Genomic DNA, 17023 nt, shown 5'->3' with positions numbered 1-17023 from the left:
AACTAAATAAATAACCCCAATTACCAAAAATATTCCGCAACAAGCTAACAATACTTTTGCAAGTTTGTCCATAAACATATAATGGTTTCCCCTTTTGTTTGGTTGTTTGCTATTTTAATTCGACAACTGTTACGCCTAGGCCTCCCTCGCCCATGTCACCGTAGCGATAGGTTTTCACGCCGCGATGTTTCTTCAAGTAATCTTGTACACCTTGGCGAAGCGCTCCTGTTCCTTTACCGTGAATAATTGATACACGAGGATAGCTTGCAAGCTGTGCATCATCTAAATATTTTTCAACGCGCATCATTGCATCTTCATAACGTTCGCCGCGAAGGTCTAGCTCTAACGACACATGATAATCTCTACCCTTCACACTTGCGACTGCTTTTTTCTCAGTTTGCTTCGGTGTATTAATGTATTCCATATTGGATTCTTTCACTTTCATCTTCAGAATACCAATTTGTACGCTCCACTCTGTATCACTTACTTTTTTAAGCAATTGACCTTTTTGACCGAACGTTAACACTTTTACTTCATCACCTGATCGTAATTGTTGTTTCGGCGCTGTATTTTTCACATTTACTTTTTGTTTCTTCACAAGCTCTGGCGCTGCCCCTTCTAGACGGCTCTTCGCTTCAATAAGCTCATGGTCTTTCACGTTTATAAGCTGTGCTTTACGCAATTGACGAAGTTCTTGAATAATGCCTTCTGCTTCTTGCTTTGCAGCTTCGACTTTTTCTTCCCCTTCTTTTTGCGCTTTTAATAATTTTTCATCGCGCTCATCGTTAAATTCAATAATTTGACGTTGTAATTCACGATGAAGTTTTTCAGATTGCTTACGATGCTCTTCCGCTTCTTTTCGTTCGCGCTCTGCATTTTTTTGGCTTTCTTCTAGCTTTGCAATCATATTTTCGATTTTGTTCGTATCTGTACTAATATGGTTACGAGCGCGATCAATAACTCGATCAGACAAACCAAGACGCTTCGAAATTTCAAAGGCGTTACTACGTCCTGGTACACCGATTAATAATTTGTACGTTGGGCTTAATGTATTCACATCGAACTCAACGCTCGCATTAATAACTTGCTCACGATTGTATCCATATGCTTTTAATTCTGGGTAATGCGTCGTTGCAACAACGCGAGCACCACGGTTACATACTTCATCTAAAATAGAAATCGCTAGTGCAGCCCCTTCTTGCGGATCTGTCCCAGCACCTAATTCATCAAATAGGACTAAACTTTCAAAATCAGCTTTTTCTAAAATATCTACAATGTTTACCATATGAGAAGAGAATGTACTTAAATTTTGTTCAATCGATTGCTCATCACCGATATCAGCAAAGATGTTTTTAAATACACATATCTCTGATTCATCCATTACTGGAATATGAAGACCAGATTGCGCCATTAAGACACAAATACCGACTGTTTTAAGTGTAACTGTTTTACCACCTGTATTCGGTCCTGTAATAACAATTGTTGTAAAGTCTTTACCAAGCATAATGTTATTTGGCACGATAATTTCCGGATCAATAAGCGGATGGCGTGCTTGTTTTAAATCCATGTAGCGTTCATTATTTACGATTGGCTTCGTCGCTTTAATTCGCTTCGCATAAAGAGCTTTCGCAAAAATAAAATCAAGATTTGCAACTACTTCTACGTTTGATAAAACGATATCAGCTTCCACTGCTACTTCTTCCGTTAACATCATTAAAATGCGTTCTACTTCTTGTTTTTCTTTCACACGTGCTTCTTGAAGTGCGTTATTTAATTCCACGATTACTTGCGGTTCGATAAATAATGTTTGTCCAGAGGCAGATTGATCGTGAACAATACCACCATATACGCCGCGGTATTCTTGTTTTACCGGGATTACGTAGCGTTCGTTACGAATCGTTACAATTGCATCTGATAACATTTTTTGCGCGTTTGAAGAACGCGTCATATTTTCTAATTTCTCACGAATACGGCTTTCCGCAGTACGAATTTGATTACGAATACCACGCAATTTGTCACTTGCGCTATCGACTACTTCACCGCCGTCACCAATACAATTTGTAATCTTCTTTTCTAAATCATATAAAGACACAATTTGCGCGACATGTGTTTCTAAAATTGGAAGTTCAACACCGTTGTCAATCATATCGTCAATGAAACGTTTCATTTGGCGACTACCGTACATCGTACTTGCGATTTCAATTAATTCATGAGGACTTAACATACTTCCAATTTTCGCACGCTTAATATTTGAACGAATATCAGAAATCCCTCCAAGTGGTACATGTCCTTTTAAACGGATGACTTTCGCTGCCTCATCCGTTGTTTCTTGCAATTCCACAATTTCTTCAAAATCTGTGCTTGGCACTAAATTCTTCACTTTGTCACGACCAAGTGAAGATGCTGTATGTTCAAGTAATTGTTCTTTTACTTTATTGTATTCTAATACACGCAACGTTCGTTCTAACATGTTGCAGGTCCCCCCTGTATTACTTATTACGTTTAATATAGTCTAATAAACGTTCAATATCCCATGTGTTAATCACGTTATCTTTTTGAATCCAACCTTTACGCGCTGCTGCTACACCTGTTTCCATATCTTCTAACATTTCAAGTGTATGGGCATCCGTATTAATCGCTACTTTTACACCAGCATCTTGTGCTTGTTTTAATAATTTCGCGCTTAAATCTAGACGGTTTGGATTTGCATTTAATTCTAAAACTGTATTTGTTTCTTTTGCGAGCTGGATTAATAAATCTGTATCTACATCGTAACCCTCACGGCGCCCAAGAAGACGTCCTGTCGGATGGGCAATCATTGTGACATGCTTATTCTCAAGTGCAGTGCGAAGACGCTTCATAATCGTTTCACGGTCTTGTGAGAAGCTAGAGTGAATGGCTCCAATGACATAATCTAGTTCTGCTAATACTTCATCGTCAAAATCAAGTGTCGCATCTGGTAAAATGTCCATTTCAATCCCGCGCAAAATTGTAATGTCTGGATACTTTTCATTCATACGTTCAATTTCTTTCGCTTGTTCACGAAGACGCTCTTTCGTTAAACCGTTCGCTACTTTCAAGTATTGCGAGTGATCAGTAATTGCCATAAATTTATATCCACGAGCGCGGCACGCTTGTACCATTTCTTCAATTGAAAAAGCACCGTCACTCCACGTTGTATGCATATGTAAATCACCCTGTATATCAGAGAACTGAATTAAGTTCGGATACTCTTTAATTAATTCAATTTCTTTTCCATCTTCACGCACTTCTGGTGGGATGAATGGAAGGCCAAAGTGGGCAAAGAATGCTTCTTCTGTTTCGAATGTTTTCACTTCACCGGTCTCTAAGATTTCCACACCGTATTCACTAATTTTCTCGCCTCTATCTTTCGCAATTTGGCGCATTTTTACGTTATGGTCTTTTGATCCGGTGAAATGGTGAAGAGTTGTAATAAATTCTTCTGGTTTTACTAAGCGGAAGTCAATTGAAATATCATATTCATATTGAAGACGAACAGATACTTTCGTATCTCCACTTGCAATCACTTCAATCATATTATCAAATTGTAGTAAATGTTCACGCACTACTGCTGGCTCTGTCGTTGCAATGATGAAATCTAAGTCCTTCACTGTCTCACGAACACGGCGTAAACTACCAGCGCGTGAGAAACGAATTATTTCAGCAACATTCGACAATTTCTCCTCTATTTCCCCGGCAATAGGCAATACCATCGCAATTGGTAAACGCTCTGGACGAGAGCCTACTTGATCAATTGCTTCTAATATTTTCTCTTCTGTTTTCTTACCGAATCCAGCTAAAGCTTGTACTTTATTTTCTTCACAAACAGCTTTTAACGTTTCCATATCAACAACACCAAGTTCTTTGTATAACTTGGCCACCTTCTTACCACCAAGGCCTGGTAGTTTTAATAGTGGTAATAAACTGCTTGGTACTTCTTTTTCAAGTTCTTGTAGTACTTCAGATGTTCCCGATTCTATATATTCTTGAATAACTGCTGCCGTTCCTTTTCCGATACCTGGAATCTTTGTGAAATCTTCAATTTCAGAAAGACTACGGTCATCACTTTCTAGTGCTGCCGCCGCTTTACGGAATGCAGATATTTTAAATGGATTCGCGCCCTTTAGTTCCATAAATAGGCCGATTGTCTCTAGTAATTTGATAACTTGTTTTTTATTCACTTTCATCATTGCCCCGCCTTTCTTTCATAGAAAAAAACTTCTCTTTCCGAAAAAAGAGAAGTTACACTCTGCTACCTGTCTGCCATAGTTCCTTCACCTTTTCAGAAAGAATCGGTGTATCGTCTACAATTATTTTGCTAATTGATGATTTTTGTAATGGTGTTTGTATTTGTTCAATTGGAAGAATTGTTCCAACAATAATTAAGACAAACAGAACGATATACACTTCTAAAAAGCCAAGAAGTGCCCCAGCAACCGCATTGACTTGCTTTAAAACTGGGATTTCTGCAAACATATTCAGTAAATTACCAAGTAGTGAAAGTGCGATTTTTGTAATAATAAATAATACAATAAACGCAATTGCTTGATAGAAGACACCCTCAATATTATTCGCATCTATCCATTCTGGAACAGATACATTCTTATCGAATGGATACGGAATAAATTTCGCAAGCGTTGGCGCTAAATCTTTACAGTACCAGTATGCAACGAGGTATGCGATAATAAAGCTTGTTAACTTTACAAGTTGCAAAATAAATCCTCTGCGTAAACCGAGGAAAAATCCCATAACAAGCAATAAAATGATAATAATATCAATCATGTTTATTCCATTCCTTTTTGTGTCATACTTTCTTTCAACTTCTCATGTTCTTCTTTTAATTTTATGTAATCGTGTATGACGTTTACCGCCGTCAATACCGCTAGTCTACTCGTATCAAGCGAAGGATTCTTGGCATTGAGTTCGCGCATTTTATCATCCACAATCGCTGCTACCATGCGGATATGACTTGTACTTTCATCGCCAACAACTGAATACTGTTGGCCATATATTTCTACATTAATTCGACTTTTATTTCCCTTTTGTTGTGACAACTCACCGGCCTCCAATCACGTACAGAATCCTAAAGTTTATCATACCATGAACCATCATAATATGGAAACAGAAAGAACAATCCGATATGATAAAAATAACAACATAAAAAAGGAGCGACCATTTTGTCAAATTCTATCGTAATACAAACAAGTTCTACAGTAATTGAAGACATGAAACAACAATACAAACAAGCACTTAGCCCCAAAATTCCGCAAGGCGGTATCTTTATGGCAAAGGTTCCATCTTGCACAATTACAGCCTATAAATCAGGGAAAGTAATGTTTCAAGGTGGACGTGCTGAAGCAGAGGCTTCTCGTTGGCAAACTGTCTCTCAAACACCAAAATCCGCTGTAAAAAAATCGGTCAATTCGCATCAATATGCACCACCTTCTTCTATTGGTACAATGTCGATTTTAGGGTCCGATGAAGTAGGTACTGGAGATTTCTTTGGACCGATGACAGTTGTTGCTGTATATGTGGATGCGAAGCAAATTCCACTTTTAAAAGAACTCGGTGTAAAAGACTCCAAAAACTTAAATGATGCTCAAATTGCTGAGATTGCCAAACAACTCCTTCACGTTGTTCCTTACAGCTCCCTCGTTCTTCATAATGAAAAATATAACGAGCTATTTGATAAAGGAAACAACCAAGGTAAACTAAAAGCTTTACTGCATAACAAAGCCATCACAAACTTATTGGCAAAAATCGCGCCTACAAAACCAGAAGGCATCTTAATCGACCAATTTACACAGCCTGATACATACTATAAATATTTAGCGAAACAAAAACAGGTACAGCGTGAAAATGTTTACTTCGCTACAAAAGGTGAAAGTGTCCATTTAGCAGTAGCCGCCGCTTCCATTTTAGCTCGTTACTCATTCGTAAAACAATTTGACGAACTAAGCAAAAAAGCTGGTATGCAACTTCCGAAAGGTGCTGGTAAACAAGTTGATATTGCCGCTGCTAAATTAATTCAAAAAGTCGGTAAAGAAAGACTACCTGAGTTTGTGAAAGTGCATTTTGCTAATACAGAGAAGGCGTCTCGCTTATTAAAATAGTATCGACAAAAACAGGAGCCTACAAACTCCTGTTTTTTGTTTCGCTTTAGTCCACTCTACTATCGCCTGTGTATTTTTGTTATAATTAAAATATACATATTTTTCAAACATATGAGTTCCTATTACTACTTCTACAAATGATTCTAAATATTTTACTAGGTGATCCACACGAAAGACAGTTCGAAATTAGAGAAAACATTCAGCTACTAAGTGAACAACCAGTGTTCAACGATTTAATAGAGCACTATCGCCGACCTTTCTTATTAAACTTTCGGATTCGAAGATTTATCGGGAAACACGATGCCCGCTTGTTAATACATAATCCAGTAAAGCTGCAACACTTCTGTGAGGAACTTGAACTTATGATTAGAAGAAAAAGATTGTTTACATAAGGAGGGAATTCATATGAACTCTGTTAAAGTTAAAAAGTTATTATATGTTTTCGTACACCTCGTGTTCCCTCTTTCTTACCTTACAATCTCTATCATTTGGGGAGCTTTTTTCACTTCCAAATCCACATTCGAAAATATATCTGATAATCTTTGTGTTATGGCCATCTATTACGTGCTCATAAGCTTACTGTGGTTTTTCTATTTAGATCGATTAGACAAAGATGTAGATAAAATTACAAAAGAGATTAATGATAATAAGATGTAATACATAAAAAAAGGAGAGCCGCCAAGACTCTCCTTTTTTATGTTAGCTTCGTTTCTGCTTCTTATTTGATGAAGGTACTTTATGAGAACCGGTTTCATGCGTTGTTGTTCCTTGTCCTTCCACCTCTGGAGAACCTAGGACTGATCTAGAATGATCTGTTTTCACTTTCTTACTCATTACAATCACCCCCAAGATTACTTTTTACTTAAGGGTAAAAAACTATTCAACATAACCATCTGAACATATACTGGCTACTCTTTTATCCTCCTGTCTGCTTTTCACTAATGTCCCATAGACGTTTTGCGACATCCTTATCCAAAGCGGCTTCAGATGTTTTCCCCACTTGCTTGTCGGCATAGTAACAGCCACTATGGTCAATGAATCCATTTGATTCTGCTAGCCATATTAAAGTTTCCGCACCTTCCTCGGGTGTACGAGAGAAAGGTTTCATTGCCGCCATAGTTAAGCGAGCAACCAGACCATTGTCCTGGTTAAAATTCGTATTCACTAGCCCCGGGTCAAAGCTATAAGCACTAACACTCGTTCCCTCCAACCGCTGTGCCAATTCAGAGGTAAATAAAATGTTAGCTAGTTTTGTTTGCGCATAACGCATTGTAGGACCGCCCATGAACTTCTTAACACCGCGATACAGTTGTTCTGCATCTAGATCACCGAAATCAATTCCCTTTTTAGCCATTTTGTGACCGTGAGATGCGGTGGTAATGACACGAGCAGGAGCACTTTCTTTTAAACGCTCCAACAACAAATTAGTGAGTAAGAATGGACCTAAATGGTTTACTGCCCAGGTCATCTCCAAACCGTCCTCCGTAATTTGCCTTGTTTGAAATAAAGCACCAGCATTATTCACTAATATATCTATTCTCGGACACCTTTCTAAAATATCAGTAGCTACCCGGCGTATAGATTGTTGGGAAGCCATATCAGCCAGAAATAAATCTACCACCACATTCCCATTCGTTACATCCTTAATTTGAGTCATAGCATCATTCGCTTTTGCCTCGTTGCGTGCAATAATTCCTAGCTTGGCACCACGCTCCGCAAATGCCTTAGCTGCCGCTAATCCAATACCACTTGTGGCACCAGTGATTACTATATACTTGTCACGCAATGTCCACTTTGTATGACTTGGAATCTCCCCCATTGTACAAGAACCCCTTCCCTTGCCCATAAATATTTCATTCGTTTTACTATATCTGAGAGATGAACGAACCTATGAACAACATTTTTCCAAACAAAAAAAGCGAGAGCAGTTGCTCTCACTTTTTTTATCTTAAAACTCAGAAGAACCTGGAGTTCTTGGGAATGGAATTACGTCACGGATGTTAGCCATGCCAGTAATGTACATTAGGAAGCGCTCGAAACCTAGACCGAATCCAGCGTGTTTTGTACCGCCGTATTTTCTAAGCTCTAAGTACCACCAGTAGTCCTCTTCGTTCATACCTAATTCTTTAATTCTGTCTACTAAAACGTCCATTCTTTCTTCACGTTGACTTCCGCCGATTAATTCGCCGATGCCAGGAACTAGAAGGTCAGTAGCTGCTACTGTTTTACCATCTTCGTTCATACGCATGTAGAATGCTTTAATGTCTTTCGGATAGTCAGTTACGAATACAGGGCGTTTGAAGATTTCTTCTGATAAGTATCTTTCGTGCTCTGTTTGTAAGTCAATACCCCATTCTACTGGGTATTTAAATTCAGCACCTGATTCTTGAAGTACTTTAATTGCTTCTGTATAAGTGATGCGACCGAAGTCAGAGTTGATCACGTTGTTCATGCGCTCTAGAACTGTTTTATCAACGAAGCTGTTGAAGAAGTCCATTTCTTCTGGTGCATGCTCTAGTACGTATTTCATTGCATATTTCAGCATATCTTCTGTAAGATCCATTACATCGCCTAACTCAGCGAATGCAATCTCAGGCTCAACCATCCAGAACTCAGCTGCGTGGCGAGTTGTGTTTGAGTTTTCTGCACGGAATGTAGGTCCGAATGTGTACACATCACGGAACGCTAATGCATAAGCTTCAGCATTCAGCTGTCCACTTACTGTTAAGTTTGTTTCTTTGCCGAAGAAGTCTTTTGATTCGTCAACTTGTCCGTCTTCACCTTTTGGTACGTTGTTTAAATCTTGCGTTGTTACGCGGAACATTTCGCCTGCACCTTCTGTATCACTACCAGTAATAATTGGTGTGTGAACATGTACAAATCCACGCTCTTGGAAGAATTGGTGAATTGCAAATGCTGCGATAGAACGCACGCGGAACGTTGCAGAGAATGCATTTGTTCTTGGACGTAAGTGAGCGATTGTACGTAAATATTCAAACGTATGACGCTTCTTTTGAAGTGGGTAATCAGAATCTGATAAGCCCTCGATATCAATTTTTTCTGCTTTAATTTCAAATGGTTGCTTCGCTCCAGGCGTTGCAATTACTTTACCTTCTACTTTAACTGAAGAGCTAAGTGGAAGCTTTGCAATTTCTTTGAAGTTCTCTAATTCTGTATCGAAAACGATTTGAACACCTTTGAAGAAGCTACCGTCGTTTAATTCGATGAAACCAAATGCTTTTGAATCACGTAAGTTACGAATCCAACCCGATACTTGTACTGTTTGATCTGCATACTTTTCTGTATCTCTATACAGACTTTTTACTAATGTGTTTTCCATAGTAAAATTCTCCTTTACTCATATATTTAAATACAAAAAAACCTTTCATCCATAAAGGGACGAAAGGTTAAACTTCGCGGTACCACCCAATTTGTCATAAAGACCAACTTTAACTCGTATGTAATACATACTTCCCGGTTTGTAACAGGCCGGATTCCCGTCTAAGTCTACTCTTGAATACAAGCTTCAATTTCGGTTAGCAACTCCAAGGTGTTCTTCACATATACCGCCTCATCAGGCTCTCACCGTCCCTGACTCGCTTTGGATTAAGTATATACTACTTTTCCTTATCATCGTCTTTCGTTTTGTTAAACTAAAATTAATGTACTACATTCGAGAGAAAGATGCAAGATGCCAGAAAATATATCAGCGATTTTCGCAATATATCGACCGTAACTCCAAATATATCAGCGATTTTTATAATATATCGACTTACCGACATTTTCCGACAATCGTGCCATAAAAAAAATTGCCGGACTTAATCCGGCAATTTTTTATTACTTACGTAACTCCGCACCAAATTTCTCTTCTACCGCTGTTAATACACGGTTATGTGCTTCTGTTACTTCTTCGTCTGTTAATGTACGTTCTGCATCGAAGTAGTTCATAGAGAATGCAAGTGATTTCTTGCCTTCTTCCATTTTTTCACCTTCGTATAAGTCGAATAGTGCTACGTCTTTCAGAAGTTCTCCGCCAGCTTCAGCAATGACTTGCTTCATTTCACCAGCTTTTGTTTCTGTTGTTACTACAACAGCCATATCACGTGTCATAGATGGGAAACGTGGAATTGCTGAGTAGTAAGTTCCCTCAGCGTCTGCACCGAATACTTTTGCAAGAGATAATTCGAATACGAATGTATTTTTCACATCTAATTGTTTTTCTGTTTCCGGGTGCAATTGACCGATGAATCCGATTGCTTCACCATCTAATACGATGTCAGCTGTACGGCCTGGGTGCATGCCTTCACGTTTTGCTGGTGCATAAGTGATTTGATTTGCCACGCCAAGTACGTCGAATAATCCTTCTAATACACCTTTAACAACGAAGAAGTCTACAACTTTCTTCTCACCTTGCCATGCATGGTGAAGAGCAAGACCTGTCATAACACCTGCAAGATGTTGTTCTTCTTTCGGAAGTTCTCCTGCTTCTGTTGGTAAGAAGATAGAACCTACTTCATATAATGCAACGCTGTCGTTTTTACGTGCAACATTGTATGAAACTGCTTCTAACAATTGTGGCACTAAGCTTAAACGAAGTTGGCTACGCTCTTCGCTCATTGGAAGCGCAAGATTTACAGGAGCTTTTTCGTTCGGCTCAACCATATATTGTTTCGCTTTGTCAGCGCTTGTTAATGAATATGTGATTGCTTCATATAAACCAGCACCTTCTAGGAAGCGGCGTACTTTACGACGTTTCGTTTGTGCTGATGTTAATTTACCACGTGTCATTGTTCCAGATGGTAATGTAACTGGAATGTGATCATAACCATACAGACGACCTACTTCTTCTACTAAGTCTTCTGAAATTGTAATGTCAGGACGACGTGCTGGTACATTTACATGGAATGTTCCTTCTACTTCTGTGAATGGGAATTTTAAGTTTGTGAACATTGTACCCATTTCACTCGCAGAAATATCTGTACCTAATACACGGTTTACTTTTTCAGCTGTAACAGATACTGTACGTTCTTGTACTTGTAAGTTATCAGCTTCTACTACACCTTCAAGTGCTTCTCCACCAGCGTATTTTGCCATTAAAGCAGCTGCATGCTGAATTGCTTCAAATGTACGTGTTGGGTCGATTCCTTTTTCAAAACGTGCACTTGATTCGCTACGAAGACCTAAGTCTTTTGATGTACGACGCACTGTTTGACCTGCAAAGTATGCAGACTCAATTAGAACGTTTACTGTCTCGCTATCAACTTCAGAATCCGCTCCGCCCATTACACCAGCAACAGCTAACGCTTTTTCACCGTTTGTAATAACAAGGTGGTGGCTTTGTAACGTACGTTCTTGAGCATCTAATGTTTGAATCTTTTCGCCTTCTTTTGCAAGACGAACAACGATTTCTTTTGAACCTAATTTATCGTAATCGAATGCATGTAACGGTTGACCGTATTCCATTAAAATGTAGTTTGTAATATCAACTACATTACTAATTGGACGAATGCCAGCTGCCATAAGACGAGTTTGCATCCACATTGGTGATGGACCAATCTTTACGTTCTTCACCATTTTTGCAATATATAATGGGTTTTCTTCTTTCGCTTCTACACTTACAGAAATGTAATCAGAAGTTTTTTCTGCTGTTTCTTGTAAGTCGATAGCTGGAAGCTTTACTTCACGGCCGTAAATAGCAGCTACTTCATATGCAACACCTAACATATTTAAGCAATCTGCACGGTTTGGTGTTAAACCAAGCTCAAGTACTTCATCGTGTAAGTTTAAAATTTCAAGTGCATCTGCACCAACTTCAGCGTCACTTGGGAAAATGAAAATACCATCTGCGTATTCTTTTGAAACTAACTTCCCATCAATGCCAAGCTCTTGAAGAGCGCAAACCATACCGTGAGAAGCTTCACCGCGTAGTTTTGCTTTTTTAATTTTGAAGTTACCAGGAAGTACAGCGCCAACTTTTGCAACTGGTACTTTTAAACCTTTTGCAATATTAGCAGCTCCACAAATAATTTGAACCGGCTCTTCTTCACCGATATCGATTAAGCATTTGCTTAATTTATCAGCTTCTGGGTGTTTTTCACATTCTAATACGTGACCAACTACAACACCTTTTACACCTTTATTTAATACTTCAACGCCTTCTACTTCAATACCACTTTTCGTGATTTTGTCTGCTAGTTCTTGTGCCGTTACATCTTTAATATCTACATACTCTTGTAACCAACGATATGATACGAACATATTTATCCTCTCCTTCCCTTACGCTCGTTTGAATTGTTGTAAGAAACGTACATCATTTGTATAGAAATGACGAATGTCATCTACGCCGTATTTCAACATTGCGATACGCTCTGCGCCCATACCGAATGCGAAACCTTGATATTCTTTTGAATCATAACCAGCCATTTCAAGTACGTTCGGATGAACCATACCTGCGCCTAAAATTTCAATCCAGCCAGTCCCTTTACAAGTGCCGCAACCTTTACCGTGACACATCATACAAGAAATATCCATCTCTACAGACGGCTCTGTGAATGGGAAGAAACTTGGACGAAGACGGATTTCACGATCTTCACCGAACATCTTTTTCACGAATACTTGCAGTGTACCTTTTAAGTCACTCATGCGAATGTTTTTATCAATTACAAGACCTTCAATTTGCATGAATTGGTGTGAATGCGTTGCATCATCGTCATCGCGGCGATACACTTTACCAGGACAAATAATTTTAATCGGTCCTTTTTCTTTATTCTTTTCCATCGTACGTGCTTGCACAGAAGATGTATGTGTACGTAGTAACGTTTCTTCTGTAATGTAGAATGTATCTTGCATATCACGCGCTGGGTGATCTTTCGGTAAGTTTAATGCTTCGAAGTTGTAGTAGTCTTTTTCTACTTCTGTTCCTTCAGCTACTTCATAACCCATACCGATGAATACATCTTCAATTTGTTCAACAACTGCTGTTAACGGATGGTGACAACCTGTTTCAACAGGACGACCTGGCAGTGTAACATCAATTGTTTCAGTAGCTAATTTCGCCTCAATTACTGCTTTTTCTAAGTTACCAATTTTGTCTTCTAGACGCGTTTGAATCGCTTCACGTACTTCATTTACTAATGCTCCCATACGTGGACGCTCTTCTGCTGATAATTTTCCCATGCCGCGTAATACTTCTGTAATTGGACCTTTTTTCCCTAAATACGCTACGCGTACGTCGTTTAAGCCCTTTAGCTCTTTCGCTTCTTCAATAAGCTCTAACGCTTTTTGCTTTAGCTCTTTTAAACGTGCTTCCATTTGGAACCCTCCTAATTTTAAAAATAAAAAAACCCCGCTCCCAAAAAGGGACGAGGTAAATTCGCGGTACCACCCTAAATTGACAGAACAAGTCTGCCCACTCATTAGTTATAACGATCAATTCTGACCGGAACGCCTTTACATATAAATGGTCCTGGCGCCAACTCCAGAGGTGAATTCACTTCCATCTACCATAAGAATGCTTTCAGTCTACGGCACTCTCTCCCTATATGGCGATTTTGTAAGCTACTCTTCTCTATCAACGTTTTTCATTAATATACTTTTATTATATGTTCAAAAAAGTTCGATACTCATTTCACCACTTTTTTATGAACATGCACTTCAACTTATTATAAGAAGTTTTTTATCGATTCGCAACTGGGCTTTGTAAATAATACGTTAAAATCCCTGCTGCAACCGCAACATTTAATGATTCTGCCCCGCCGTAAATCGGAATATACAAGTTTTGATCACTTTTCGCAAGAATTTCTTGGCGTACGCCGCTTCCTTCATTCCCTACAATTAATGCAAAACTTCCAGCCGGGGTTACTTCACCAAATGGAACTCCATTTTCAAGAGCTGTTCCATATACAGGGACGTTATTTTCTTTTAACTTGTCTACCCATTCTTCTAAGTTCCCTTTCACAACCGGTAAGTGGAAAATAGAACCTTGTGTAGATCGTAGTACTTTACTATTATAAACATCAACGCACCCTTCTCCAAGCACAACGGCATGAATACCCGCTGCATCCGCTGTACGAATAATCGTTCCCAAATTACCTGGGTCTTGAAGGCCGTCTAATAAAAGAAATTTCCCATCAGTAAGAGCTACTTCTTTTTCATGTTTCTCACAAACAGCAAATACACCTTGCGTTGTTTCTGTTTCGCGAAGTACTTTTACAATTGCTTCAGGCACAATATACATTTCAACATCATTAACTGTCCAATCTTTCGGAAGATCTGTCTGATCTGAAACGATAAGTTCTGTTACAACTCCTGCCTTTAACGCTTCCTCTACTAAATGGAATCCTTCTACAAAAAATAAAGCTTTGTTATCGCGCTCTTTTTTCGTCTGCAGCTTTTTCCACTGCTTCACACGCGGGTTTTGTACTGAATCAATGTTTTTCATAATATGTATTTCCCTCTCTTCTTGTCTTATCATTATAGCCTATTTTTCATACATATTTACATAAAAAAGAACAAAAACTAACGTCAGTTTCAATTCTGAAGAAGAGGTGAAGATAATGAGTTTTAATTTACGCGGCGCGGTATTAGCGAATGTATCTGGAAATTCACAAGATCAATTACAAGAAACGATTGTCGATGCAATTCAAAGCGGTGAAGAAAAAATGCTTCCAGGTCTTGGCGTTTTATTCGAAGTCATTTGGAAAAATGCTGATGAAAATGAAAAACACGAAATGTTAGGAACACTGGAGCAAGGATTAAAAAAATAAACAATAAAACGTCACCTTAGAAAAAAAACTAAGGTGACGTTTTATGTCTATAAAATTTTTCTTCTCCTAAACATTTCTACTTTACTAACGCTGATTGATGGAGTACAATATTCAAAATACATTTAAACCGATCGATTTTCTTCATATACATCATTGGATAAAAGGAGTGAATGTTTTATGCAACGTATTACGCTTGAACAAGTTTTTAAACATCACATTACACAAAAATATGTAAACCGTTCTGGAATGGTCCACGCGATTGCTGTCGCTTACCATGCGTTTCACTTAGCCAAAAAGCATCACGCCTCAGTCGATGCTGCGACAAAGGCTGGCTTCCTTCATGATATCGGACATCATACGTGGTACACAGGCGGCGAATGGGACTATGACTTGTATAAAAAGAATGATATACATGCGATTAAAGGGGCAGAAAGATCTCATAAATTGCTTATTAGATTAGGAGAACATCCTAAACTAGCAAAAGAAATTTCTATTGCGATTCTTCTTCATACAGATTCTTTCTTAGTACAGCAAGAAATTGAAAGAACATCTCTTCAAAACATTATTAAATGGGCAGACGAAGCAGATGAAGAACCGGGTGGAGCGCACCATTATAGAACGATTTCTTACGAAAAAGCACTTAAAGCTATTCAGCAATTAGACCGATTGGTAGAGCGTGAATTACAAATAGAGCAAAAGAAATTGAATGACAAGGCAGAACATAGTTATCAATGAGAAAGAGGCATCACTATAGGGTGATACCTCTTTTATTATTTTGCGAAAAATACACCTTTGTATGTAATATTTAAATGTTACACTCAAAAGCAAAATACTTTATAATTAAATATACAAATATAAAGAGGTGATTTTACAAATGCAACCCGCTACACAACTTTCTAATGAACAGAAATACTCTATGTCATGGGGACAATTTATTAGCTCCGTTTTATTCGCTTTTTTCGGAACCGGACTTATTACTGTGTTCCTCGCAATGCCCTTAACAATTTATACAGCCGGTCTTACAGATAAAAAACAAATTGCCCTGTATGAATCTATTGCAAATACTGCAAGTATCGTATTACAACTAGCCGTGTTGTTATTCTTCATTTTTAAATTCGAACCCGCAAAAAAATTACTACTAAAATCTTTTAACTTTAAAGTACTTAAAGAATGGCGTACATACGTATACTTACTTCTTTTCTTCGCTATAAACATTATACTCAATTACATCTTGTTAAATTATGTGTTCCAAGACGCAACGAAGCAACAATCTTCCGCACTAAACTTAGACATTTTTAAGCAGTATCAAATATTATTACTTCTCGGCTTCGCTATACTCACACCAATTTTTGAAGAACTTATTTTCCGTGGTTTTATACTTCGCTTCTTCTCAGAACGCTTTCCATTTTGGATTGCAGCCATTTTAACAAGCTTCTTCTTCGGTATCGCTCATACATACTCACTTGGAGTAATGGTAATTACTTTCTTCATGGGATTATTAATGGCTATTTTATGTAAAAAAACAAATTCCATTATTCCAGCTATGTTATTTCATATTATGAATAATATGTTAGCATTCTTGAGTTAGAAAGAGGTATCATCGCGATACCTCTTTTATTAATTCGTATCATCACTTCTCATTTCTATCAATTTATACATATTTATTAATAACATCCAAAATAAACCTCATGTAGTAAAATATAACTCATCACCATAGAAGAAGAGTATTTATGTCGAGCTTACTTTGGATTTTTTATATGCCACTTCTTGTTTTATGCGGATTTTTCGGTGGTATTTTTTTATTATTACTAGCATTAAACATCTTAAATTATTTGTGGGTTTAATGGGGCTACTTAGTCTATCTTTTGTCACACTACCTTTTGTTTTTTGGGGCATGGGGGTGAATAGCGATACGATCCTCCCTATTTCAACTACTTTATATTGGATACTGTTTTCTTTAACTGGATTATTGGCAGGATTAAATGGATTACAGGCAAAGATTAAAAGTATACGTAATATGGGATTCATTATTTTTATCGCTGGCATATTAGGGGTTATTTTCTGGGTACTTATGTCTGTAGGGGATTCATTCTATATATAGTATTTTATCGGAGGTAATACAGA

16 protein-coding genes, 1 pseudogene and 2 other annotated features are annotated in these 17023 nt (G+C 38.1%); of the genes and pseudogenes, 7 read left to right on the top strand and 10 right to left on the bottom strand.

What is annotated here, in order from left to right; translation table 11 throughout:
- Positions 1–109 precede the first annotated feature (109 nt).
- The 4 genes from ABH959_RS14785 to zapA are packed head-to-tail and all read right to left on the bottom strand — an operon-like array spanning position 110 to position 5075.
- Entirely contained in the window at positions 110–2470 is a 2361-nt protein-coding gene (locus tag ABH959_RS14785; RefSeq protein WP_113935702.1) for an endonuclease MutS2, read from the bottom strand.
- Between the two features lie 19 nt (positions 2471–2489).
- Positions 2490–4208, bottom strand: a complete 1719-nt coding sequence (gene polX / locus ABH959_RS14780; protein WP_002088901.1) for a DNA polymerase/3'-5' exonuclease PolX — start codon at positions 4206–4208, stop codon at positions 2490–2492.
- 55 nt (positions 4209–4263) lie between these two features.
- Entirely contained in the window at positions 4264–4803 is a 540-nt protein-coding gene (locus ABH959_RS14775; RefSeq protein WP_016092403.1) for a CvpA family protein, read from the bottom strand.
- 2 nt (positions 4804–4805) lie between these two features.
- On the bottom strand, positions 4806–5075 hold the full coding sequence (zapA, locus tag ABH959_RS14770) for a cell division protein ZapA (RefSeq protein ID WP_002088902.1): 270 nt from the start codon (positions 5073–5075) through the stop codon (positions 4806–4808).
- A gap of 123 nt (positions 5076–5198) precedes the next feature.
- Here zapA and rnhC point away from each other — a divergent pair, with 123 nt between their 5' ends.
- The 3 genes from rnhC (at position 5199) to ABH959_RS14755 (ending at position 6791) form a co-directional block, all read left to right on the top strand.
- On the top strand, positions 5199–6134 hold the full coding sequence (gene rnhC / locus ABH959_RS14765) for a ribonuclease HIII (protein ID WP_113935703.1): 936 nt from the start codon (positions 5199–5201) through the stop codon (positions 6132–6134).
- Between the two features lie 137 nt (positions 6135–6271).
- Positions 6272–6526, top strand: coding sequence for a hypothetical protein (locus ABH959_RS14760; protein ID WP_113935704.1), 255 nt, complete (start codon positions 6272–6274; stop codon positions 6524–6526).
- Between the two features lie 13 nt (positions 6527–6539).
- A complete protein-coding gene (locus ABH959_RS14755; RefSeq protein WP_113935705.1) occupies positions 6540–6791 on the top strand; it encodes a hypothetical protein in 252 nt (83 codons plus the stop codon).
- Between the two features lie 42 nt (positions 6792–6833).
- On the opposite strand, the gene ABH959_RS14750 is transcribed toward ABH959_RS14755, so the two are convergent.
- The 6 genes from ABH959_RS14750 to ABH959_RS14725 all read right to left on the bottom strand — a co-directional run bounded on the left by ABH959_RS14750 (position 6834) and on the right by ABH959_RS14725 (position 14607).
- Positions 6834–6968: a YuzL family protein gene (locus tag ABH959_RS14750; protein ID WP_002138569.1), complete on the bottom strand. Its 135-nt coding sequence runs from the start codon at positions 6966–6968 to the stop codon at positions 6834–6836.
- Positions 6969–7050: 82 nt separating this feature from the next.
- Positions 7051–7953 (bottom strand): SDR family oxidoreductase, encoded by a 903-nt coding sequence (locus ABH959_RS14745; protein WP_088293471.1) that lies wholly within the window; start codon positions 7951–7953, stop codon positions 7051–7053.
- 129 nt (positions 7954–8082) lie between these two features.
- The gene (gene asnS, locus ABH959_RS14740) at positions 8083–9474 is read right to left on the bottom strand and encodes an asparagine--tRNA ligase (RefSeq protein ID WP_002015453.1); all 1392 of its coding nucleotides are present in this window, start codon (positions 9472–9474) and stop codon (positions 8083–8085) included.
- A 52-nt stretch (positions 9475–9526) separates the two neighbouring features.
- Positions 9527–9777: a binding site (T-box leader), on the bottom strand.
- A 194-nt stretch (positions 9778–9971) separates the two neighbouring features.
- On the bottom strand, positions 9972–12392 hold the full coding sequence (gene pheT, locus ABH959_RS14735; protein WP_113935706.1) for a phenylalanine--tRNA ligase subunit beta: 2421 nt from the start codon (positions 12390–12392) through the stop codon (positions 9972–9974).
- A gap of 18 nt (positions 12393–12410) precedes the next feature.
- Entirely contained in the window at positions 12411–13445 is a 1035-nt protein-coding gene (gene pheS / locus ABH959_RS14730) for a phenylalanine--tRNA ligase subunit alpha (RefSeq protein ID WP_002015457.1), read from the bottom strand.
- A 43-nt stretch (positions 13446–13488) separates the two neighbouring features.
- Positions 13489–13717, bottom strand: a binding site (T-box leader).
- Positions 13718–13809: 92 nt separating this feature from the next.
- A complete protein-coding gene (locus tag ABH959_RS14725; RefSeq protein WP_002015458.1) occupies positions 13810–14607 on the bottom strand; it encodes a TrmH family RNA methyltransferase in 798 nt (265 codons plus the stop codon).
- An 82-nt stretch (positions 14608–14689) separates the two neighbouring features.
- On the opposite strand from ABH959_RS14725, the gene sspI reads away from it, so the two are divergent.
- From sspI to ABH959_RS14705, 4 genes and pseudogenes are all read left to right on the top strand, one after another.
- Complete coding sequence (gene sspI, locus ABH959_RS14720; protein WP_000009511.1) at positions 14690–14899, top strand: small acid-soluble spore protein SspI; 210 nt, start codon at positions 14690–14692, stop codon at positions 14897–14899.
- A gap of 177 nt (positions 14900–15076) precedes the next feature.
- On the top strand, positions 15077–15634 hold the full coding sequence (locus ABH959_RS14715) for an HD domain-containing protein (RefSeq protein ID WP_002143328.1): 558 nt from the start codon (positions 15077–15079) through the stop codon (positions 15632–15634).
- 139 nt (positions 15635–15773) lie between these two features.
- Entirely contained in the window at positions 15774–16487 is a 714-nt protein-coding gene (locus tag ABH959_RS14710; protein ID WP_113935707.1) for a CPBP family intramembrane glutamic endopeptidase, read from the top strand.
- Between the two features lie 142 nt (positions 16488–16629).
- Positions 16630–17000, top strand: a pseudogene (locus ABH959_RS14705) (DNA-binding protein).
- Positions 17001–17023: the final 23 nt, after the last annotated feature.

Origin of the sequence: Bacillus sp. RC51, assembly GCF_044908115.1 — a bacterium.
GTDB lineage: Bacteria > Bacillota > Bacilli > Bacillales > Bacillaceae_G > Bacillus_A > Bacillus_A mycoides.
This window is presented reverse-complemented; position numbering and strand designations above follow the sequence as displayed.